A 21,417-nucleotide genomic window follows, 5' to 3' on the forward strand; every position below is an offset into this window, starting at 1 on the left:
AATTAACCGAGCAGCTTCAGCACAGCCGATGGCAGCTGGTTAGCCTGGGACAGGATCGCGGTGGAAGCCTGTTGCAGGGTTTGCTGCTTGGTCAGCTGAGCGGTTTCAGCGGCGAAGTCAACGTCCTGGATCACGCCACGAGCAGAAGTGGAGTTGTCCGAGATGGAGCGCAGGTTGGCCACGGTGCTGTCGAAACGGTTTTGTACCGCACCGAGGTCAGCACGCTGGGAGTCGATAGCCGAGATCGCCTGGCTGATCACGTCGATGGCGTTCTGAGCGTTGGCTGCAGTAGTCACGTCAGTGGCGGCAACAGTGGTTTTGGCCGAGCTGGCAGTAGTAGCGGCACCGAACAGACCGGTCACACCAGCGCCGCTCATCGAGTAGCTGTTGGCGGAGTTCAGGGAAACAGCACCAGTCACCTGGATAGCGGTTGCAGCGGCAGCAACGCCAGCACCGAAGTTACCGGCACCGTCTTTGGCAGCAACAGTGATACCAGCGATTGCGCCAGCGTCACCACCGTTCAGGGTGATGTTCTCACCGGTGTCGGATTTAACCGACAGGGAACCTGCCTTGGCATCGTAGTTAACGCTGATGCCCAGTTTGGCGGCGTTGGATTTCAGTTGGTCAGCCAGTTCAGCGGTGGTGGTAACACCTACCATGCTTACTGCGGTACCGGTACCGACTTGAACGGTGAAGTTGGCGCTGGCTGGAGTAGCGGCCAGGATGGCTGCAGTGTTGACAGCAAATTTAGCTTCAGTGCTGGCGCTGGCAGTAACACCGCCAACGGCTGCGGTATTGATCTGTGCAGCGGTAGCCTTAGCCGAAGAACCTGCAGCAACGGTGAAGGTAGCGGTCTGGCCACCACCAACGAGCGTCAGGGCACCACCAGCGACACCAGTGGCGCTTGGCGCGATTGCCATGCTTTTCACTTGCTGGGAGCCAATGTTGTTAGCCGATACGTCGCCCAGAGTCATGTTGATGGTCTGGTTGGCGTTGGCGCCTACCTGGAACTGGGTAGTACCGAAAGAACCGTCCAGCAGGTTACGACCACCGAAGGTAGTGGTGGTGGAGATACGGGTCAGTTCGGCAGTCAGAGCAGCGTATTCAGCGTTGTTCGACTTACGGTCGTCATCGCTTGGCGAGCCGTTGGCGGAAGCCAGGGCCAGGGTACGCATTTTCTGCAGGATGTTGGTGGATTCTTGCATCGCGCCTTCAGCAGTTTGCGCGATGGAGATACCGTCACCGGCGTTCTTGATGGCTGCGCCCAGGCCGTTGATTTGGCTGGTCAGACGGTTGGAAATCTGCAGGCCAGCGGCGTCGTCTTTAGCGCTGTTGATACGCAGGCCGGAGGACAGGCGCTGCATCGAAGTTTGCAGATTGCCGGAAGCTTTGTTCAGGTTGTTCTGAACGGTCAAGGAAGCAAGGTTGGTGTTTACGGTTAAAGCCATGACGAAATCCTCGTTGGATGGATACTGCGGCTTCCGGCCCTGGCAACCGCCGGGTGTGGCCTAGAGAACCTACGTAATAGTTATCGTCGTGGGACCCGTTTGCTTGAGGGGTTTTTTTGAATTTTTTAGTGGCAGGGTGCCAGCCCTTTATTTTCAAGGGTTTAGAGCCAGAAAGCCGGCGCCAGAAAAACGAAAAACGCCCGGAAGCTTGAATTTCCGGGCGTTTTTTTTTGCCGTTCCGATCGAGTGGATCAGCCGCGATAGAGAATCGCCGAACCCCACGACAGGCCTACGCCAAAGCCGCTGATGGCCACACGTGTCCACTTCGAATCGAACACATGATTCTGCAACAGCAGCGGAATGCTCGACGACACCGTGTTACCGGTTTCCAGCATGTCCTTGACGAACTTCTCCGGCTCGCCTTCTTCGAAACGGCGCGCCACCGCATCGACGATGGCCGCACTGCCCTGGTGAATGCAGAAGGCGTCGATATCACTGGCCTGCAGATGCGATTCGTCCAGCAGCTCATGCAAATGCGCCGGGACTTTGAGCAAGGCAAAGTTGAAGACCTGGCGGCCATTCATGAAGAACACACCGTCGGTGACCTTCAGGTGCGGAGCACCGGAGCCATCAGTGCCGAACTTCGACTTGCCCAGTTGCCAGATCGGGTCTTCGCCCATCCAGGTCGCGGTGGCGGCATCGCCGAACAGCATGGTGGTATTGCGGTCTTCCGGATCGACGATCTTCGAATAAGGATCAGCGGTGATCAGCAGGCCGTTCTTCAGCCCTGCCGCTTCCATGAAGCCTTTGATCGCATAGATGCCATAGACATAACCGGAACAGCCCAGGGAAATATCGAACGCGGCAACGTGAGTCGGCAAGCCCAGCTTGTCCTGCACGATCGCAGCGGTGTGCGGCAATCCTTCTTCGTCACCGTTCTGGGTGACGACGATCAGGCAGTCGATGGATTCACGCTTGAGTTCGGGACTGGCGGCGAACAGCGCATTGGCGGCTTCGACACACAGATCGGAGGTTTCCTGATCGGCATCCATGCGCGGCAAAAACGCCGAACCGATCTTGCCAAGGATGAAGGTTTCGTCCTTGTCGAACTTTGCACCCTGGGCGTAGTTATCAACCCCGGCTGTCGGCACGTAACTCGCTATATTTTTTATGCCAATCATTATGGCTTCCCAATAATAAACAGCTGAACATCGCCGCTCGCTGAATCGAGGGCGTCTACAGTCGGGGCCAGGCCCCAGAAGAGCAAACGTCGGGATCCAAGCAAACACCTTGAACAGCCCGCCACCTTCACCGCCCGCAGACAGGATACAGTGAAGATGCGCGTTTTGACTGGCGGGTCACTCAGAGATCGGCGCTTTATTTGATTTTGTGGTCCGGATCCTGCCCGGCCCTGCCCTGCTTAATACAAAAAAAAGGCAAAAAAAAGCCAGCCCCCTATACCGGGGACTGGCTGCGAGCGGTCAGGACCGACTCAAAGCTTGTTGAACAGGCTCAGCTGGGAAACCTTGGCGAACGCCAGTTGCGCGGCCTGCAGCATGGTCTGCTGAAGGGTCAGGCGCGTCAGCACTTCCGCCGGGTCGATATCCCTGATTCCGCTCGTGGTCGACTCGTTGATCAGGCCGGTGCTCGTGTTCTGCTCGCTCTGCATATCCATCACATTACCCCGGGCACCGATCGCACCACGCGCCAGGTCGACCTGGTTCTTGGAGTTGTTCAGGTTGGCAATGGACGAAGCGATCGCGTCTGACAGAAAACGCTGTGCAGCCGGATTGCCATCGGTCGGCGCATCAAGTGCCGAACGCAGCTGGCTGATGGTGTCGAGGACGTTCTGGGTCTGGTGGGTATTAACAGCGATATCGAATTGATCACCCGCCGCCGGCGTCGGTGGCGTGCCGCCGAGGGTAAAGCTGACACCCGCCGCCGTTGCCACACCGGCCGTCACGGTTCCGGTGGTGACCGGTGTGCTGGTGCTGGTCAACGGGCGCGCATACAGCTCAAAGGTCCCGGGACCGGTGAACTTCAGGACCGCCCCGCCTTCCGGGAAGAAGCTTTTGTAATCGGCGGCGTTGGTTACTGCTGTCTGGCTGATGATGGCCGTCGATGTGTTGCTCGGCGCACGGTTGCTGACGAAGCTGTCCGGCTTGGCTGTCAGCTGGAAGCTGTGACCGGCGATCACGGCATCGGCACTGGCGGTGTCGGCTGGGTTGTCACCCGGCTGGAAAGTGATATCCAGCTTAAAAGTCACGCCACGGAAATTGATGTCGGAACCGCCTTTGGCGTTCGGGTCAAACGTGCCGCCCTGGGTCGATTCGGCGGTCACGTCGTTACCCAGGGCATCCGTGATCACATACTGGGTGCTGCTGGAAAATGACAGGGTGTAAGGCTGACCGTTGCGGAAGTTCGCATCGAAGTCCGGACCGGAGCTCACCAGGCCAGGCGACAGGGCAACACGCCCGTCATCGACGGCCGGCGCGGTCATGGTGGTCGAACTGCGGGCGGCATTGATTGCCTGCTGGAACACATCCCAACCGGTATCGTTCAGGCCCAGCGACATCGAGTCACCGATCTTCAGCTCCAGCTGGGTCTGGTCACCCTGGTAGCTGTAGGTGCCATCGCTGTTTTTCACAAAAGGCTGGGTGTTGTTGCTGGCGCCGGAGAAGATGTACTTGCCGTTGGCGTCCTTGCTGTTCATCAGGCTCAGCAATTGCTCTTCCGATTGCTTGAGCTCGGCCGCAATGGATTTACGGTCATCGTCGTTCAACGAACCGCCACCGGCACGCACGGCCAGTTCACTGACTTTCTGCAGCGTGTTGTTAATGGCGTCCAGCACGCTTTCTTCCTGCGCCTGGGCGGTGTTCAACGCGTTGATGTTGGTGGTGTACTGGCCCAACATGGCCTTTTGCTGGTCCAGTTGCAGCAACCGGGCCGCACCCACCGGATCATCCGAGGCGGTCGTGACCTTAAGGTTGCTGCTGGCCTGCTCGGCCGTTTTCATCACGTTATTGAGGTTGCGCGAATAGTTGGCAGCCGTCGTTGCGTAATACTGTGCGGTAGAAATGCGCATGTTCTACGGCTCCTTAAAGGGCATTGATCAGAGTGCTGAAAATTTCCTGCGCAGTCTTGATGATCTGCGAAGAGGCCGTGTAGTACTGCTGATACTTGGTCAGGTTGCCCGCCTCTTCATCGAGATCGACACCCGACAGCGAGTCACGGGCATTGCGTGCGCCGGTCACGATGGTGTCGGTAGCCGTGGCATCCATCTGACCCTGCTTGGTCAGGGAACCCACGGTTGTCACCAGACCACCGTAAGCCTCGGTAAAGCTCACGCCCGGACTGGTGGCGCTGGCACCGACCGTGGCTTTGGATTGCAGACCGAGCAGCGCCTGGGCGTTGCGGTTGTCGGTACTGCTGGCCGAGGTCATGCCGATGTTGAAGCTGTCACCCGATGCCGGGCTGCCGCTGACGGTCATCGCCACATTGAAGCTTTTGGCGTTGCCGCCGGCATCGGTGTAAGGCACGGCGATGTTCAGATCGTTGTTCTGGCCAGGCACGATGCTGCCGGTACCAATGCTGGTGCCCTTGGAGTCGAATACTTCATAGGCGTTGGCACTGGTCATCACCAGCCGAACCGGCATCGACGCCTTGACAGCCGATTGCAACTCCAGACGTTGAACTGGATCGTAGATATCCAAAGCCGTGCTGAGGTTCGGTTGGCTGACCGCACCGGTACCGTCGTTGCCCGAGGCTTTGGTCGACGTCAGCGGAGCGGCCGTGGCCAGGGTCTTGGTGTCGGTCATGACCGTGGCCATGTCCGCGGCAGCACTGCGGGTCGGGGTAATTTTGAACGTGTCGCCGGCGGCAACCGGACCGGCGTTCAGGCTCAGGCTGAAGCCATCGATGACCGGCGCAGGCGTCGCACCCAACGTGAAAGTGCCCATATCGGTGTTATCCGACAGGCGCTTCACGCTGTAACCGGTGGCACTGGTGAATGTCACCTGGTAATCGCTGCCCGCCAGCTTGCTGGTATCGCTGATGGTGACGTTCAGGTTGCCGGAGGCCGGGTTGTTGCTGGCGTTGGCAATGCTGCGCTGACTGATGGCCGCCGCACTGTTGATGTTATTGAACAGCGCTGCGCCGAAATTGCCGTTCTGGTCCAGACCCTGGCCCAACTGCTTGTTGACCTGATCGGCCACGACCATGGCGATGCGCCCCAGGCCATTGACCGCAGGCGTCAGCACTTCGTTGCGATAACGCACCAGGCCGCCCATCTCGCCACCGCTCATCACGCTGGTGATGTCGATCGACGAACCGTTGCGATCCATGATGATAGTGGAACGGGTCGGGTCGGCCGGGTCGGGGGCGACGCGCAATTTATTGACGACATCGCCCACGACCAGCGGCTGGCCACTGCCCAGGTAAATGTCGAGACGCCCCTCGGTTTCGGTCACCTGCGTACCAACCAGCTCGCTGAGCTGGCGAACGGTTTCGTTGCGCTGGTCCAGCAGTTCGTTGGGCGTGCCACCCGAACCGCTGACTTCGGCGATTTTTTTGTTGTACGCCGCAACGGTCGATGCCAGTTTGTTGACCTGATCGGCCATCGAACCCAACTGATCGTTGATGTAGGTGTTTTGCTGCGACAACTGCTGGGAGATGGCATTGAAGCGGCTGCTCAAGCCCTGGGCATTGGTCAGCAATGCCTGACGCGCGGCATTGTCGTTGGAGTTGCCGGCCAGGGTTTGCAAGGACGAGAAGAACGCCTGCAGTGATTTGGTTACGCCGGTACCACTGTCGGACAGCAACTTGTCGACCTGGGTGGCCTGGCCCAGATAAGCCTGCGCGTCGCTGTTGAGCGAGGTGGTGGTCTGCAACTGCGCATCGAGGTAGCTGTTGTACACCCGACGCACATCGGCCAGCGTGGTGCCGGTGCCGATGAACACATTGCCATACTGAATAGAATTCTTGCTGTTCTGTACAGTTTGTTGGCGCGAGTACCCGACGGTATCGACGTTGGAAATGTTATTACCGGTCGTCACCAGGGACGCGTGACTGGCGGACAATCCCGACATTCCGATGTTGAGCAAACTCATGGTTCAGTCCTTAAATATTCGTGGTAGCGCCCGCCGCGGCGTAGTTCTGGTAACTCGTCATCTGCCGGGCTATCTGCGAAATCTTGCTGGCGTAGTGCGGATCGGTTGCGTAACCGGCTTTTTGCAACTCGCGTACAAACTGTTCCGGGTTATCGGCTGACTTCACGACATCTTGATAGCGATCGTTGGATTGAAGCAGCGTCACCAGATCGTGGAAGCTGTCTTTATAAGAGGCGTAGGAACGGAACTCGGCCGTCTCCTTGACCATCGCGCCATTTCTGAATTCGCTGGTGATCGCCCGCGCCGAATCGCCCTTCCAACTGCTGCCGGTCTTGATGCCGAACAGGTTGTGACTGCTGCTGCCATCCTGAGCGCGCATGACCGATTTGCCCCAACCGGTTTCCAAAGCTGCCTGAGCCACCAGATAACGCGGATCGACGCCGATGCGGTCGGCAGCTTCCTTGGCCATCGGCAGCATGGTGTTGATGAATTCGTCGGCGGAGCTGAAGGCTTTTTTCGCGGGTGCCAGAGGAATCTGGGCGATGGCACGGCCATGAATCTGCAGGCCGGCGTTGCCAGTGGCCTGCGCATTGGCCAGCCAGTCGCCATTGAACAGCGGGCCCGCCCCCGACGAAACCGATGCGGCGCGCTCTGGCAATGGCGTCTTGTCGGCTGCCACAGCCGTTGTCGCATTGGTCGTCGTAGCGGAAGGCACCAGGCCGGCCAGTAACCGATCAGCCAGTTTCGGCGGCAACGCCAGCCGACGCTGATTGATCAGCGCCATGTCATTACGATGTGCGCCCTCGCCTGTCGGTGCCTTGACCGAGCGCGACGCCCACAACGGACGCTCGCCATTGACCCGCGACAACGGCCCGTTGAGCGCCGTCGTGCCAGCGGCCACTGGCGTCTGCACGGCGGCTTTCGCGGCCTCCTGCTTGGCAGCGGACAACGCCGCCGCCTCTCCCGGTGCCAGCGGTTTGTTCTTCGACATCTGCCGCATCAGCACGTCCGCCAGACCAATACCACCCCCTTCACGGGACATGGAAACGGCCAACTGCTGGTCGTACATTTCCTGGTATTGCTTGGCTTCAGGTGTATTGAGCGGGTTGTCCTTTCCCAGCGCTTCGGTGGCCGAACGCATGGACTTGAGCATCTCGCCAAGGAACAGCGATTCGAATTCCTGCGCAACCTTGCGCATGTTCGCGTCACTGTTCTTGTCGCCGACCTTGAGCTGGTTCAGCCGGTTCAGGTCGGAAAACGATCCGGAATCGCTGCTGCTGATCCGCCCGCTCTTGTACATATCCATGGTCGCCGTCCTCAGATCACGATCAGGTCGGCCTGCAAGGCGCCGGCCTGTTTCAATGCTTCGAGGATGGCCATCAAGTCACCCGGCGCCGCGCCGACCTGGTTCACCGCACGCACGATTTCGTCGAGGGTGGTGCCCGGGCCGAACTTGAACATTGGCTTGGCTTCCTGCTGGGCGTTGACCCGCGAGCGTGGCACGACTGCCGTCTGGCCATTGGACAAAGGACCGGGCTGACTGACGATCGGGTCTTCAGTGATGGTCACGGTCAGGCTGCCGTGCGTAACGGCGGCCGGGGAAACCTTGACGTTCTGACCGATCACGATGGTGCCGGTACGGGAGTTGATGATGACTTTCGCCACCGCCTGGCCCGGATCGATTTCGAGGTTTTCGAGGATCGACAGGTAGTCGACACGCTGGCTCGGGTCCAGTGGCGCCGTCACGCGAATCGAACCGCCATCGATGGCCTGGGCCACACCCGGGCCGAGCATGTCGTTGATCTTGTCGACGATGCGCTTGGCCGTGGTGAAGTCGGAACGGTTGAGGTTCAGGGTCAGGCTGTTGCCCTGGTTGAAACCACTCGGCACCGCCCGTTCGACCGACGCACCGCCAGGAATGCGCCCGGCCGACGGAACGTTGACGGTGATCTTCGAACCGTCACGACCTTCGGCATCGAAACCGCCGACCACCAGGTTACCCTGGGCCACCGCGTAGACGTTGCCGTCGATACCCTTGAGCGGTGTCAGCAGCAGCGTACCGCCACGCAAACTCTTGGAGTTACCAATCGACGAAACCGTGATATCGACCTGCTGACCCGGCTTGGCGAACGCCGGCAATTCTGCACTGATCGATACGGCCGCGACGTTCTTCAACTGCACGTTACCCGATCCCGGCGGTACCTTGATGCCGAACTGCGAGAGCATGTTGTTGAAGGTTTGCAGGGTGAATGGTGTCTGGGTCGTCTGGTCGCCGGTGCCATTAAGCCCGACCACCAGGCCGTAACCGATCAATTGGTTGGAACGTACGCCGGAAATGCTGGCGATGTCCTTCAGGCGCTCGGCTTGAACGCTGAAGGCTGCCGACATCATCAGGGCAGCAACGATGAGACTTTTGAAGTTCAACATGCTCAACTGGAAAGCCACCTAGAAAGGGAACAGCGGGCTGAGGAAGAAACGGTCGAACCAGCCTGGCTGACTCGCATCGGCAAACGAACCGGTGCCCGAATAGGTGATGCGCGCATCGGCGACCCGGGTCGACGACACGGTGTTATCGGTCGAGATATCGTCGGCGCGAACCAGCCCGGCAATCCGCACCAGCTCGTCACCGGTGTTGAGGGTCATCCACTTCTCGCCGCGCACCGCAATGATGCCGTTGGGCAGCACGTCGGCGACGGTCACGGTGATCGAACCGGTCAGGGTGTTGCCCTGGGCGGCCTTGCTGTCGCCCTTGGTCGCGCGATCGCCTTCATAGCTGGCGTCCAAACTCAGATCGCCACTGCCAAACGGGTTGTTGGTATTCGGGGTAGAGCCGAACAGCGAGCTCAGGCCGATACTGGCCTTGCTGTTCTTGCCGATTTGCGAGTTGGCATTCTTGCTGGCCTGGGTCTTCTCGTTCAGGGTGATGGTGATGATGTCACCGACCCGGAACGCCTTGCGGTCGCTGTAGAGGTTCTGTTCGAAACCTGCCTGATAGATCGAACCATTGTTCGCGGCCGCCGGCAGCGGCGTGCGCGGCAACACCGGAGCGTAATAAGGGTCATTGGGTTTGGGCGTCGCAGGCACACAGCCTGCGAGCGCGGTGATCCCACTCAGTGCCAGAACAGAGACGAAGCGTTTCATGACCCTTACCTCACGGTGTAGCAGGCGGTCACATGACCGCCACATAGACTTGATTACAGATTCTGCGTTACGAACGAGAGCATCTGGTCGGCGGTGGAGATCACCTTGGAGTTCATCTCGTAGGCACGCTGGGTGGTGATCATGTTGACCATCTCCTCAACGGTGCTGACGTTGGACGTTTCCAGGGTGTTCTGCAGCGTGGTACCGAAACCGGCCAGGCCCGGGGTGCCGACTTGCGGCGCGCCACTGGCGGCGGTTTCCAGGAACAGGTTGCTACCCACCGCTTGCAAGCCGGCCGGGTTGATGAAGTCGGCGGTTTGCAGGTTGCCGATCACCTGGGAAGCCGGGTTGCCGGCCACGGTGATGGACACGGTGCCATCCTTGCCCACGGTGAAGGTCTGGGCGTCGTTCGGAATGACGATGGCCGGCTCCAGGGCAAAGCCGCTGGCGTTGACGATCTGGCCGTTGGAGTCCAGGTGGAACGTACCGTCACGGGTGTAGGCCGTGGTGCCGTCCGGTTGCAGGATCTGGAAGAAACCACGACCGTCGATGGCCATGTCCAGCGGCTGCTCGGTGGTTTGCAGGCTACCGGCGTTGAAGTTTTTCTGGGTGCCGACGATGCGCACACCGGTACCCAGCTGCAGACCGGACGGCAGTTCGCTGTCCTGGGTCGACTGGGCGCCTGGCTGACGCTTGATCTGGTAGAGCAGGTCCTGGAACTCGGCGCGGTCACGTTTGAAACCCGTGGTCGACACGTTGGCCAGGTTGTTGGAAATGGTGGTCAGGTTGGTGTCCTGGGCGGACAGACCGGTTTTGGCAACCCATAGAGCCGGAAGCATTCGATTCTCCTCGTGCGCCTGTTTTACGGCGCGACGTTCTGATAATTAGCTGATCTGCAAGACCCGAGCCATGGCCTGGTCGTCTTCTTTGGCGGTGTTCATCATCTTGATGTGCAGCTCGAACTGCTTGGACAGGGCCAGCACCGAAGTCATCTCGTCCACGGCATTGACGTTGCTCGACTCAAGAAATCCCGATACCAGCTTGACGTTGGCATCGGCTTGCGCAGGCTGGCCGTCCTTGGTGTGGATCGAACCGTCCAGGCCCTTGGTCATGTTCTTGATGTCCGGGTTGACCAGCTTGATGCGATCGACTTCCGCCATGACGCGGGGTCCCTCGCCCATCGCACGAATGCTGATGGTGCCGTCCTCGCCCACTTCGATCTGCTGCTCGGGCGGCACGGCGATCGGGCCGCCATTGCCGATCACCGGCATGCCGTTGCCGGCGCGCAGCACACCCAGGGCGTCAACCACCAGGCTGCCGGTGCGCACATAGCTTTCACCGCCGTCAGGGTTCTGCACCGCCAGCCAACCGTTGCCTTGCACGGCCACATCGAGGTCGCGGCCGGTTTCCACCAGGGCGCCCGGGGAGAAGTCGGTGGCCGGGCGTTCCGACATCGCAAAGGCACGCGCCGGAAAGCTGTCACCGAACACCGGCATCGAACGTGCCTGCTCCAGATCTTTCTGGAAACCGTTGGTAGAGATGTTCGCCAGGTTGTTGGCATGAGCCTTTTGCGCCAGTGCATTCTGGCTGGCGCCGGTCATTGCCACATAAAGGTACTTGTCCACGCTCTTTCCTCTGCCTGCCGGACGTTTGCCGCCCACTGCTGTACTGATGAGCCATAAGCAATTTGCAGACCAACTTGATTTTGGCGGCGCAAGGCCCGGTAAACAAAGGACTTGAGGGAGTTGGAGAGGATTTTGGAAATGTGTCGGAGACGAAAAACCGGCGGTGTCATGCCGGTTGGTGGCAAGGCTTGACCTGGGTGCTGGCAGTGCTGGCCTCATCGCGGGCAAGCCCGCTCCCACAGTTTTTTGGGGGTCCACAAAATGCGTGGCCACTGAAGATCCCTGTGGGAGCGGGCTTGCCCGCGATGAGGCCGGTATAAACACAGCAAGCCTTCGCTAAGTCTCCGTCTTGCCAACCTCATACTCACGCAACTTGTTGGCAATGGTGGTGTGCGAAACCCCCAGCCGCTTGCCCAGTTGCCGGCTGCTTGGATGCTCGGAATACAACCGCTCCAGCACCGCTTTCTCGAAGCGCCCGACAATCTCGTCCAGCCCACCCTCCAGGGAAAAATCCCCCAGCGGCTGTCGCACGCCATAATCCGGCAAGCGAATATGCTCGGCCTTGACCGTCCCGCCGTCGCACAGGGAAACCGCCTGGAACAGCACGTTCTCCAACTGCCGGACATTGCCCGGCCAATGGTAATGACTGAGCCGATCCATGGCCGCCGGCGCCAGCTTGGGCAAGGGGCAACCGATCTGTCGGCTGGCCTGGTCGAGAAAGTGCTCCACCAGCGGCGGTAAACCGTCGAGGCATTCGCGCAACGGCGGGATATGCAGCGACAGCACATTCAAGCGGTGATACAGGTCCTGGCGAAACTCGCCGCGTGCGCACAGCTCGGACAGGTCGACCTGGGTCGCGCAGATCACCCGCACATCGAGATAAACCTCCTCATCGCTGCCGACACGCCGGAAGCAGCCGTCCTGCAAAAAGCGCAGCAACTTCACCTGCAAGCGCGGGCTCATTTCCCCGACACCGTCGAGAAACAGCGTCCCGCCCGCGGTCAGTTCCAGCAGCCCGAGCTTGCCTTCGGCCCGCGCCCCTTCGAAGGCACCGGGGCCGTAGCCGAACAGCTCGGTCTCGGCCATGGATTCGGGCAGGCCGGCGCAATTGAGCGCCATCAACGGCGATTGCCCACGCGGACTGGCCAAATGGCAGGCACGCGCCAACAGCTCCTTGCCCGTGCCCGTTTCGCCTTCTATTAATAGGGGCGCATCCAGCGGTGCCATGCGCCGGGCTTCTCGCACCACCGCCGCCATCACTTTCGAGCTTTGAAAGATGCTGTCAAAGCCACGCAACTCCTGCTTGCGCACGTTGTAGATGCGCTCGCCAACCCGATCGGCGCGGTGCAGCGTCAGCACGGCACCGGCCATGGCTTCGCTGTCGTCATGCTCCGATTGCAGCGGCGCGATGTCGGCCAGAAACACGTCACCCTTGACCTTGACCCGCAGCCCGTTGATCCGCGACTTGTTGGCGCGCACCAGTTCCGGCAAGTCAAAATCTTCGGCATAGCGCGACAGGGGAATTCCCGGCACTTCATCGACACGCACACCCAGCAACTGCGCCGCCGCGCGGTTGGCCGCAACAATGGATCCGCCCATGTCGATCGACAGCACCGGAAACTCCAGGGCGCCGAGCAAGGCATTGAGTTCCATGTGCCGACGCTCGCTGGGCATCAGTCCTACGCGCTTGACGCCGAAGACTCCGCCAATCGCCTCGAATTTCGGACGCAACGCCTGGAACTGAATGTTGATCAGGTTTGGACAGTGCAGGTAGATCGCATTGCCGTGCTCACCGCCCACCTCACCGCGAGCGACGTTGATGCCGTACTCCACCAGCAAATTGAGAATGTCGCGCAGGATGCCGATGCGGTTCTGGCAGTGGACTTTGATACGCATATAAGGGCCCGAAAAAACGGTGAATGAGGTGCGCAACCTGTGGGAGCGGGCTTGCTCGCGAAGAGGTATGTCAGTCGACATTTGTGATGTCTGGCACACCGCCTTCGCGAGCAAGCCCGCTCCCACAGGTGAATTGCAGTGCCTTCAGGGATTATTTTCTGCTGAAGCGCTCAGATAGTCGTCAAGATTATGTGACAGGCACGAGGCTTTTCAAACAAGGAAAACACAGCACCTGCGCCACAAAGGCCAATCCGTAACGTATTCTTTACAAAAATAATCAAGTTTTCCTGCGCATCACCGCAATCCCCTGCTGCAAAGGCGCAATCCTTGGGGTATTCCTAGGTCCATAGCAGCACATAACAAGAACGAATCCCCCTCGCAGGAGAGCAGCATGAAGCAGACGCAATACGTGGCTCGCGAGCCCGATGCGCAAGGTTTTATCGACTACACCGCTGAAGAACACGCGGTGTGGAACACGCTGATCACTCGCCAACTGAAAGTGATCGAAGGGCGTGCGTGCCAGGAATACCTGGACGGCATCGAAAAACTCGGTCTGCCCCACGACCGCATTCCGCAACTGGGCGAGATCAACAAAGTCCTCGGTGAAACCACCGGCTGGCAAGTCGCTCGCGTTCCCGCGCTGATTCCCTTCCAGACCTTTTTCGAATTGCTCGCCAGCAAGCAATTTCCAGTGGCGACCTTTATTCGCACCCGCGAAGAGCTGGATTACCTGCAAGAGCCGGACATCTTCCATGAGATCTTTGGCCACTGCCCTTTGCTGACCAACCCCTGGTTCGCCGAATTCACCCACACCTACGGCAAACTTGGCCTGCAGGCTTCCAAGGAAGAACGCGTGTACCTGGCGCGCCTGTACTGGATGACCATTGAGTTCGGCCTGCTGGAGACCCCGCAAGGCCGGCGCATCTACGGTGGCGGCATCCTGTCCTCACCAAAAGAAACTGTGTACTGCCTGTCGGACGAACCTGAGCATCAGGCATTCGATCCCTTGGAATGCATGCGCACGCCTTACCGCATCGACATCCTGCAGCCGCTGTACTTCGTCCTGCCGGACCTCAAGCGTCTGTTCGACCTGGCCCACGAAGACATCATGGGCATGGTCAAGCAAGCCATGCAGATGGGTCTGCACGCCCCCAAGTTTCCGCCAAAACCCAAAGCCGCCTGACCCGCTGCTTTTACGATCAAGTGAGTCTGTCAGAAAGCCACGCTTTGCTTTAGCGTGGTCACACTGACAGCTGATTTCCATTTATTCGATTTCAGGAATCCATCATGTCCACATTGAACCAAGCCCACTGCGAAGCCTGCCGCGCCGATGCCCCACAAGTCAGCGACGAAGAGCTGCCGATCCTGATCAAGCAGATCCCGGACTGGAACATCGAAGTACGCGACAGCATCATGCAGCTGGAAAAAGTCTTCCTGTTCAAGAATTTCAAACACGCCCTTGCGTTCACCAACGCGGTTGGCGAGATCTCCGAGGCCGAAGGTCACCACCCGGGCCTGCTGACCGAGTGGGGCAAAGTCACCGTGACCTGGTGGAGCCACTCGATCAAAGGCCTGCACCGCAACGACTTCATCATGGCCGCGCGCACTGACGAAGTGGCCAAGACTGCAGAAGGACGCAAGTAATGCACTTCGACGCCATTGGCCGGGTGCCCGGCGATCCGATCCTCGGCCTGATGGAGGCCTATGCGCAGGATCCGAACCCGCGCAAGTTCGACCTTGGCGTCGGTGTTTATAAAGACGCGCAGGGCCTGACGCCGATCCTTGAGTCGGTGAAGCTGGCCGAGGCGCGCCTGGTGGATGGCCAAAGCACCAAGACCTACATCGGAGGTCACGGCGAGCCCGCGTTCGGCAAGGTGATCAATGAGCTGGTGCTCGGTGCCAACTCGAAGCTGATCAGCGAGAAACGCGCCGGCGCCACCCAAACCCCGGGCGGCACCGGTGCGTTGCGCTTGAGCGCCGACTTCATCGCCCAGTGCCTGCCGGGCCGTGGCGTGTGGCTGAGCAATCCGACCTGGCCGATCCATGAAACCATTTTCGCCACGGCCGGGGTCAAGGTCAGTCACTACCCGTACGTGGGCAGCGACAACCGTCTCGACGTCGAGGCGATGCTGGCGGTGCTCAATGAAGTGCCCAAGGGCGATGTGGTGCTGCTGCACGCCTGCTGCCACAACCCCACCGGGTTCGATCTGTCCCATGAGGACTGGCGTCGGGTGCTGGAGGTGGTGCGTCGACGCGAGTTGCTGCCACTGATCGACTTCGCCTACCAGGGCTTTGGCGATGGCCTGGAACAGGACGCCTGGTCAACCCGGCTGTTCGCCGCCGAGTTGCCGGAAGTGCTGATCACCAGTTCCTGCTCGAAGAACTTCGGCCTGTATCGCGACCGCACCGGTGCACTGATCGTCTGCGCGAAAACTGCGGACAAATTGGTGGATATCCGCAGCCAACTGGCCAACATCGCCCGCAACCTGTGGTCGACCCCACCTGATCATGGCGCTGCCGTGGTGGCGACCATCCTTGGCGATCCGGCGCTCAAACAGCTTTGGAGCGACGAAGTGGAAGGCATGCGCCTGCGGATTGCCCAATTGCGCAGCGGCCTGCTGGAAGCACTGGAGCCTCACGGCTTGCGCGAGCGCTTTGCGCACATGGGGGTACAACGCGGGATGTTTTCCTACACCGGGTTGACGCCGGATCAGGTCAAGCAACTGCGCGATCATCACAGCGTTTACATGGTGGGCACCGGCCGGGCGAACGTGGCGGGGATTGATGCGACGCGTCTGGATTTGTTGGCTGAGGCAATCGCCAAAGTCTGCAAGTAACCTCTAGTACGCTGTAGACCCCTTGTGGGAGCGAGCGTGCTCGCGAAAGCGGTATTTCAGTCACATCGATGCTGGATGTGCTATCGCTTTCGCGAGCAGGCTCGTTCCCACAATTGTTTCGTCCTTCCCCATACAAACCTGTCTAGACAACCCCACTCGTCGAAACAAATGGATATAAAAGTCTGTTTGTCATTTCCCGTGCTGTATCCTGCCCAGGCTTTTTTAAAAGCGCGGATCTACCAGATCTATCAACAGACTTAGCGAGGAGCGCGACTATGCACGAGATTCCTAATCTCCCCTTCCCAAGCCTGCACGTACCTGAGCAGACGACCACGCAGCAAGCCGGTGCCCAACAGCCCGAGCGAAAAGAAGCCACTGACAGCCGCCAGGCTGACAGCGAAGACTGAAACACCCGCCGTACAGACCGTGTGGAAAGCGCTAACATGCGCTTTCCACACTGCCTGAACCGAGCCCCTCCCCATGACCGACGACTTTAGCGAAGCGCAAGCCAGCGTTCTGATCGGCACCACCGAAAAAATGATCGACATCTGGAATCGCCTCTCTCCCGAGAAACAAGCCACTTTGCTCGCCCGCTTCGGCAGTCAGGAGAATGCGTTGGCCGCCTTGGTCACCACGCAGCTGGTGGCACCCGCCAAGTCCTGACGAGCCCGTCTGGCAAATAGTTTTACTTTTTCACCATCCACGAACGCTGGCACCGTTATCATAAGCAGCCTATCTAATCCTGCTTTCCCGTGGACCTTTACCCATGTCTGAAAACCAGCGCCCCCTGGCGGTCACGCTGCAAGTTGTTTCCATCGTCCTGTTTACCTTTATCGGCTACCTGAATATCGGCATTCCCCTGGCGGTATTGCCGGGCTACGTCCACAGCGACCTGGGCTTCGGCGCGGTGATCGCGGGGCTGGTGATCAGCGTGCAATACCTGGCCACCCTGCTCAGCCGTCCCTATGCCGGGAAAATCATCGACAACAAGGGCAGCAAACTGGCGGTGATGTATGGCCTGGCCGGATGCGGCTTGAGCGGCGTGTTCATGCTGATTTCGGCGTGGACCCAGAGCCTGCCGATGCTGAGCCTGATCAGCCTGTTCATCGGCCGCCTGGTGCTCGGCAGCGCGGAAAGCCTGGTGGGTTCCGGTTCCATTGGCTGGGGGATTGGCCGGGTCGGCGCGGCGAACACCGCCAAGGTTATCTCCTGGAACGGCATCGCCAGTTACGGCGCACTGGCGGTCGGTGCGCCGCTGGGTGTGTGGCTGGTCAGTCAGTTGGGCTTGTGGAGCATGGGGGTGAGCATTGTGCTGCTGGCGGCTTTTGGCCTGATGCTGGCCTGGCCAAAGACCGCCGCACCGATCGTGGTCGGTGAACGCCTGCCATTCATGCACGTGCTCGGGCGGGTGCTGCCCCACGGTTGTGGCCTGGCATTAGGCTCTATCGGCTTTGGCACCATCGCCACGTTTATCACCCTGTATTACGCCACCCAGCACTGGGATAACGCGGTGTTGTGCCTGAGCCTGTTCGGCGCCAGCTTCATCGGTGCGCGACTGTTGTTCGGCAACCTGATCAATCGCCTGGGCGGCTTTCGCGTGGCGATTGCCTGCCTGTCGGTGGAAACCCTGGGCCTGTTGCTGCTGTGGCTGGCACCGGACGCGCATTGGGCGCTGGCGGGCGCGGCGTTGAGCGGTTTCGGTTTCTCGCTGGTGTTCCCGGCGCTGGGGGTTGAAGCCGTCAACCTGGTGCCGGCTTCCAGTCGCGGCGCAGCCGTCGGCGCTTACTCGCTGTTCATCGATCTGTCGCTGGGGATCACCGGGCCATTGGCCGGTGCGGTGGCCGCAGGGTTCGGTTTTGCGTCGATCTTCCTGTTCGCCGCATTGGCCGCCATCAGCAGCTTGCTGCTGTGCATTTATCTGTACCGGCAAGCACCGAAGCACCGCCAAGCCCGGGGCTAGAAATCCACCTTGCCGCGCCCGGCCTTGATGTTGCCGCGCTTGCTCTTGGATTCAAGCCTGCGGGTCTTGGAGCCGAGGGTCGGCTTGGTCGGGCGGCGTTTCTTCTCGACCTTGGTGGCACTGAGGATCAGTTCGGTCAGGCGCGCCAGCGCATCGGCGCGATTCTGCTCCTGGGTCCGATACTGCTGGGCCTTGATGATCAACACGCCTTCGCTGGTGATGCGACTATCGCGCAGCGCCAACAGCCGCTCCTTGTAGAACTCGGGCAAGGACGAGGCTGGAATGTCGAAGCGCAAATGCACGGCGCTGGAGACCTTGTTGACGTTCTGCCCACCCGCGCCCTGGGCGCGAATGGCGGTCAATTCGATCTCGGCATCGGGTAGATGCACGTTGTTGGAAATCACCAGCATGGAAAATCACTACCTCAGGTCTATGCGACATCTAAACAAAAATGCCCGTATCTGGCGATACGGGCATTTTTTGTTCAGCCAGGGCGCTTATTCAGCAGCCGGGGCCTCTGGCTTGCGGCGCTTGAGCGGGGCCATGCCGTCCTTGCTGACCAGGGAGTCGCTCTTCGGTCGATTGACGCTCTTGCGCTTGGTCGGGGTCTTGGCGGCGACTTTTTTCTTGTCGCCCTTGGCGTCGGTCTTTTTCTTCTTCACACCGACAGCCTTGCCCGAGGCCTTGACCTTTTTCGGTCCGCCGTAGGTGCCTTTGACTTCCTTGATGGTGCGGCGCTCGAAGCTCTGCTTGAGGTAGCGCTCGATGCTCGACATCAGGTTCCAGTCGCCGTGGCAGATCAGCGAGATGGCCAGGCCATCGTTGCCGGCACGACCGGTACGACCGATGCGGTGAACGTATTCGTCACCGCTGCGTGGCATGTCGAAGTTGATCACCAGGTCCAGGCCGTCGACGTCCAGGCCGCGCGCGGCCACGTCGGTCGCCACGAGGATTTTCACCCCGCCCTGCTTCAGACGATCGATCGCCAGCTTGCGATCCTTCTGGTCCTTGTCGCCGTGCAGCACGAACGCCTTGTATTCCTGCGCCACCAGGCGGCCGTAGATACGGTCGGCCATGGCCCGGGTGTTGGTGAAGACGATGGCCTTCTGATAGGTCTCGTTGGCCAACAGCCAGTTGACGATCTGCTCTTTGTGCTGGTTGTGGTCGGCGGTGATGATCTGCTGACGGGTGGTCTCGTTCAGCTGGCTGACCGCATTGAGCTGCAAGTGCTCAGGGTTGTTCAACACCTTGGCAACCATTTCGCGCAGACCCGAACCACCGGTGGTGGCCGAGAACAGCATGGTCTGCTGGCGGTTGGTGCACTCATCCACCAGACGCTGTACGTCTTCGGCGAAACCCATGTCGAGCATGCGGTCGGCTTCGTCCAGCACCAGCACTTCGACTTCCTTGAGGTCGAGGTTGCCGGCGTTGAGTTGCTCGATCATCCGGCCCGGTGTACCGATCAGGATGTCCGGCACCTTGCGCAGCATGGCGGCCTGGACCTTGAAGTCTTCACCACCGGTGATCAGGCCGGACTTGATGAAGGTGAACTGCGAGAAGCGTTCAACTTCTTTCAAGGTCTGCTGGGCCAGTTCGCGGGTCGGCAGCAGGATCAGGGTCTTGATGCTGACGCGGATCTTGGCCGGCCCGATCAGGCGATTGAGGATCGGCAAGACGAAGGCGGCGGTTTTGCCGCTGCCGGTTTGCGCCGTCACCCGCAGGTCACGCCCCTGGAGCGCCAGCGGAATGGCCGCTGCTTGCACAGGCGTTGGCTCGACAAATTTCAGTTCGGCCACGGCTTTGAGCAGGCGTTCGTGCAGGGCGAATTCGGAAAACACGGGTGCTACCTCGAAGAAATACAAAAAATCAGCTGCATAGGGTAACGGTTTCGAGCGCGAAGGCCGAGTTTCTTTATGCAATCGACCGCAAACAGTGGCTTTTTTATTGCCTGATTTGTCCCTGTCCGTAATACAAAGCGTCTTAAATGCTCTAATCGCCCGTCGCGTCTTACAGAAGAATCGTTTCTACCCATGGATATCAAACAGCTCTGGCTCAATGCCCAAGACCTTTGGGGCGCCCTCGATCAGCACCCGCTCCTGCATGCCAGCCTCGCCTTGACGCTGCTGTTGGTGATCGCCCTGCTGCTCGGACGAGTGGCACGCTACCTGATTCTGCATGCCAGCCGAATGCTCGGCCGCCAACCGGCCTTGCACTGGATCAACGACTTCCGCCACAACAAAGTGTTTCAACGCCTGGCACAGATGACGCCGTCGCTGGTGATCCAGTTCGGCCTGCACCTGGTGCCGGAGCTGAGTAAAACCGCGCTGGTGTTTCTCGGCAACGTGGCGCTGGCGTTCACCATCCTGTTCCTGATGCTGGCGGTCAGCGCCCTGCTCAATGCCCTGCTCGACATCTATGCCCGCACGGAGCACGCCCGCACCCGCTCGATCAAAGGCTACGTGCAACTGGCGAAAATGGTCTTGTACGTGTTTGGCGCGATCATCATCGTCGCCACCCTGATCGACCGTTCGCCACTGTTGCTGCTGTCGGGTCTGGGTGCCATGTCGGCGGTGATTCTGTTGGTCTACAAGGACACGTTGCTGTCGTTTGTCGCCAGCGTGCAGCTGACCAGCAACGACATGTTGAGGGTTGGCGACTGGATCGAGATGCCGCAGGTCGGCGCCGATGGCGATGTGGTGGACATCACCCTGCACACGGTCAAGGTGCAGAACTTCGACAAGACCATCGTTTCCATTCCGACCTGGCGCCTGATGTCCGAGTCGTTCAAGAACTGGCGCGGCATGCAGCAGTCCGGTGGCCGACGGATCAAGCGCAGCCTGTTCATTGACGCCAGCGGCGTGCGCTTCATCCGCGATGACGAAGAGCAAAAACTGTCCCAGGTGCATCTGCTGACTGACTACATCAGCCGCAAACAAGCCGAACTCAAGGCCTGGAATGAAGCCCAGGGCAACGTCGCGGCCATGTCGGCCAACCGTCGACGCATGACCAATATCGGGACGTTCCGCGCCTATGCACTGGCGTACCTCAAGAGCCACCCGGAGGTCCAGCCGAACATGACCTGCATGGTTCGGCAGATGCAGACCACGGCCCAGGGCATTCCGCTGGAAATCTACTGCTTCACCCGCACCACGGCGTGGGGTGATTACGAGCGGATCCAGGGGGATATTTTCGATTACTTGCTGGCGGTGCTGCCGGAGTTCGGGTTGAACCTTTATCAGCAGCCGAGCGGTACGGATCTGCGCGCCGGATTGTTGCCGGCGGTGCTGGGTGCGAGCCATATCCCAGAGCCGGAAAAACACATCATGTAACCCCTGAATCTCCTACTGTGGGAGCGAGCCTGCTCGCGAAGACGGAGTGTCAGGCAACAATTAAGTCGGCTGA

19 protein-coding genes are annotated in these 21,417 nt (G+C 59.8%); 7 read left to right on the top strand and 12 right to left on the bottom strand.

Going from position 1 to position 21,417, the window contains the following annotated elements:
- Positions 1-2: 2 nt before the first annotated feature.
- The 10 genes from HNQ83_RS11990 to HNQ83_RS12035 form a co-directional block, all read right to left on the bottom strand.
- On the bottom strand, positions 3-1,448 hold the full coding sequence (locus HNQ83_RS11990; protein ID WP_175389147.1) for a flagellin: 1,446 nt from the start codon (positions 1,446-1,448) through the stop codon (positions 3-5).
- 251 nt (positions 1,449-1,699) lie between these two features.
- Entirely contained in the window at positions 1,700-2,629 is a 930-nt protein-coding gene (locus HNQ83_RS11995; protein WP_175389148.1) for a ketoacyl-ACP synthase III, read from the bottom strand.
- 311 nt (positions 2,630-2,940) lie between these two features.
- Positions 2,941-4,533: a flagellar hook-associated protein 3 gene (locus HNQ83_RS12000; RefSeq protein WP_175389149.1), complete on the bottom strand. Its 1,593-nt coding sequence runs from the start codon at positions 4,531-4,533 to the stop codon at positions 2,941-2,943.
- A 13-nt stretch (positions 4,534-4,546) separates the two neighbouring features.
- On the bottom strand, positions 4,547-6,556 hold the full coding sequence (gene flgK, locus HNQ83_RS12005; RefSeq protein ID WP_175389150.1) for a flagellar hook-associated protein FlgK: 2,010 nt from the start codon (positions 6,554-6,556) through the stop codon (positions 4,547-4,549).
- A gap of 10 nt (positions 6,557-6,566) precedes the next feature.
- A complete protein-coding gene (gene flgJ, locus HNQ83_RS12010) occupies positions 6,567-7,862 on the bottom strand; it encodes a flagellar assembly peptidoglycan hydrolase FlgJ (RefSeq protein ID WP_175389151.1) in 1,296 nt (431 codons plus the stop codon).
- A gap of 11 nt (positions 7,863-7,873) precedes the next feature.
- Complete coding sequence (locus HNQ83_RS12015; protein WP_175389152.1) at positions 7,874-8,983, bottom strand: flagellar basal body P-ring protein FlgI; 1,110 nt, start codon at positions 8,981-8,983, stop codon at positions 7,874-7,876.
- A gap of 18 nt (positions 8,984-9,001) precedes the next feature.
- Positions 9,002-9,697, bottom strand: coding sequence for a flagellar basal body L-ring protein FlgH (flgH, locus tag HNQ83_RS12020; protein WP_175389153.1), 696 nt, complete (start codon positions 9,695-9,697; stop codon positions 9,002-9,004).
- A 53-nt stretch (positions 9,698-9,750) separates the two neighbouring features.
- On the bottom strand, positions 9,751-10,536 hold the full coding sequence (gene flgG / locus HNQ83_RS12025; protein WP_175389154.1) for a flagellar basal-body rod protein FlgG: 786 nt from the start codon (positions 10,534-10,536) through the stop codon (positions 9,751-9,753).
- A 45-nt stretch (positions 10,537-10,581) separates the two neighbouring features.
- On the bottom strand, positions 10,582-11,322 hold the full coding sequence (locus HNQ83_RS12030; RefSeq protein ID WP_175389155.1) for a flagellar basal body rod protein FlgF: 741 nt from the start codon (positions 11,320-11,322) through the stop codon (positions 10,582-10,584).
- A 336-nt stretch (positions 11,323-11,658) separates the two neighbouring features.
- Positions 11,659-13,218 carry a sigma-54-dependent transcriptional regulator gene (locus tag HNQ83_RS12035; RefSeq protein WP_175389156.1) on the bottom strand — a complete coding sequence of 520 codons (1,560 nt, stop codon included), beginning with the start codon at positions 13,216-13,218 and terminating at the stop codon, positions 11,659-11,661.
- Between the two features lie 391 nt (positions 13,219-13,609).
- On the opposite strand from HNQ83_RS12035, the gene phhA reads away from it, so the two are divergent.
- From phhA to HNQ83_RS12060, 6 genes are all read left to right on the top strand, one after another.
- Positions 13,610-14,401: a phenylalanine 4-monooxygenase gene (phhA, locus tag HNQ83_RS12040; RefSeq protein WP_175389157.1), complete on the top strand. Its 792-nt coding sequence runs from the start codon at positions 13,610-13,612 to the stop codon at positions 14,399-14,401.
- Positions 14,402-14,505: 104 nt separating this feature from the next.
- A complete protein-coding gene (locus tag HNQ83_RS12045; RefSeq protein ID WP_003222798.1) occupies positions 14,506-14,862 on the top strand; it encodes a 4a-hydroxytetrahydrobiopterin dehydratase in 357 nt (118 codons plus the stop codon).
- On the top strand, positions 14,862-16,055 hold the full coding sequence (locus HNQ83_RS12050; RefSeq protein WP_175389158.1) for an amino acid aminotransferase: 1,194 nt from the start codon (positions 14,862-14,864) through the stop codon (positions 16,053-16,055). Before HNQ83_RS12045 ends, HNQ83_RS12050 begins: the two co-directional genes overlap by 1 nt.
- Before the next feature lie 275 nt (positions 16,056-16,330).
- Positions 16,331-16,462, top strand: a complete 132-nt coding sequence (locus HNQ83_RS31165) for a hypothetical protein (protein ID WP_256668953.1) — start codon at positions 16,331-16,333, stop codon at positions 16,460-16,462.
- Positions 16,463-16,535: 73 nt separating this feature from the next.
- Entirely contained in the window at positions 16,536-16,718 is a 183-nt protein-coding gene (locus tag HNQ83_RS12055) for a hypothetical protein (protein WP_175389159.1), read from the top strand.
- A gap of 103 nt (positions 16,719-16,821) precedes the next feature.
- Positions 16,822-18,015, top strand: coding sequence for an MFS transporter (locus tag HNQ83_RS12060; protein ID WP_175389160.1), 1,194 nt, complete (start codon positions 16,822-16,824; stop codon positions 18,013-18,015).
- On the opposite strand, the gene arfB is transcribed toward HNQ83_RS12060, so the two are convergent.
- Together arfB and HNQ83_RS12070 are read right to left on the bottom strand one after the other, a co-directional pair.
- The gene (gene arfB, locus HNQ83_RS12065; RefSeq protein WP_175389161.1) at positions 18,012-18,425 is read right to left on the bottom strand and encodes an alternative ribosome rescue aminoacyl-tRNA hydrolase ArfB; all 414 of its coding nucleotides are present in this window, start codon (positions 18,423-18,425) and stop codon (positions 18,012-18,014) included. The genes HNQ83_RS12060 and arfB overlap by 4 nt on opposite strands.
- Positions 18,426-18,512: 87 nt before the next feature.
- On the bottom strand, positions 18,513-19,853 hold the full coding sequence (locus HNQ83_RS12070; protein ID WP_095195744.1) for a DEAD/DEAH box helicase: 1,341 nt from the start codon (positions 19,851-19,853) through the stop codon (positions 18,513-18,515).
- A gap of 192 nt (positions 19,854-20,045) precedes the next feature.
- Here HNQ83_RS12070 and HNQ83_RS12075 point away from each other — a divergent pair, with 192 nt between their 5' ends.
- Complete coding sequence (locus HNQ83_RS12075; RefSeq protein ID WP_175389162.1) at positions 20,046-21,344, top strand: mechanosensitive ion channel family protein; 1,299 nt, start codon at positions 20,046-20,048, stop codon at positions 21,342-21,344.
- The last annotated feature ends 73 nt before the right edge of the window (positions 21,345-21,417 follow it).

The organism is Pseudomonas sp. C2B4 (assembly GCF_013359695.1).
Lineage (GTDB): Bacteria > Pseudomonadota > Gammaproteobacteria > Pseudomonadales > Pseudomonadaceae > Aquipseudomonas.

Bases quoted from the DNA above. Each gene is read 5' to 3' on its own strand.
- HNQ83_RS11990 (WP_175389147.1), bottom strand. From the start codon at position 1,448: ATGGCTTTAACCGTAAACACCAACCTTGCTTCCTTGACCGTTCAGAAC.
- HNQ83_RS11995 (WP_175389148.1), bottom strand. From the start codon at position 2,629: ATGATTGGCATAAAAAATATAGCGAGTTACGTGCCGACAGCCGGGGTT.
- HNQ83_RS12000 (WP_175389149.1), bottom strand. From the start codon at position 4,533: ATGCGCATTTCTACCGCACAGTATTACGCAACGACGGCTGCCAACTAT.
- flgK (WP_175389150.1), bottom strand. From the start codon at position 6,556: ATGAGTTTGCTCAACATCGGAATGTCGGGATTGTCCGCCAGTCACGCG.
- flgJ (WP_175389151.1), bottom strand. From the start codon at position 7,862: ATGGATATGTACAAGAGCGGGCGGATCAGCAGCAGCGATTCCGGATCG.
- HNQ83_RS12015 (WP_175389152.1), bottom strand. From the start codon at position 8,983: ATGTTGAACTTCAAAAGTCTCATCGTTGCTGCCCTGATGATGTCGGCA.
- flgH (WP_175389153.1), bottom strand. From the start codon at position 9,697: ATGAAACGCTTCGTCTCTGTTCTGGCACTGAGTGGGATCACCGCGCTC.
- flgG (WP_175389154.1), bottom strand. From the start codon at position 10,536: ATGCTTCCGGCTCTATGGGTTGCCAAAACCGGTCTGTCCGCCCAGGAC.
- HNQ83_RS12035 (WP_175389156.1), bottom strand. From the start codon at position 13,218: ATGCGTATCAAAGTCCACTGCCAGAACCGCATCGGCATCCTGCGCGAC.
- phhA (WP_175389157.1), top strand. From the start codon at position 13,610: ATGAAGCAGACGCAATACGTGGCTCGCGAGCCCGATGCGCAAGGTTTT.
- HNQ83_RS12045 (WP_003222798.1), top strand. From the start codon at position 14,506: ATGTCCACATTGAACCAAGCCCACTGCGAAGCCTGCCGCGCCGATGCC.
- HNQ83_RS12050 (WP_175389158.1), top strand. From the start codon at position 14,862: ATGCACTTCGACGCCATTGGCCGGGTGCCCGGCGATCCGATCCTCGGC.
- HNQ83_RS31165 (WP_256668953.1), top strand. From the start codon at position 16,331: ATGCACGAGATTCCTAATCTCCCCTTCCCAAGCCTGCACGTACCTGAG.
- HNQ83_RS12055 (WP_175389159.1), top strand. From the start codon at position 16,536: ATGACCGACGACTTTAGCGAAGCGCAAGCCAGCGTTCTGATCGGCACC.
- HNQ83_RS12060 (WP_175389160.1), top strand. From the start codon at position 16,822: ATGTCTGAAAACCAGCGCCCCCTGGCGGTCACGCTGCAAGTTGTTTCC.
- arfB (WP_175389161.1), bottom strand. From the start codon at position 18,425: ATGCTGGTGATTTCCAACAACGTGCATCTACCCGATGCCGAGATCGAA.
- HNQ83_RS12075 (WP_175389162.1), top strand. From the start codon at position 20,046: ATGGATATCAAACAGCTCTGGCTCAATGCCCAAGACCTTTGGGGCGCC.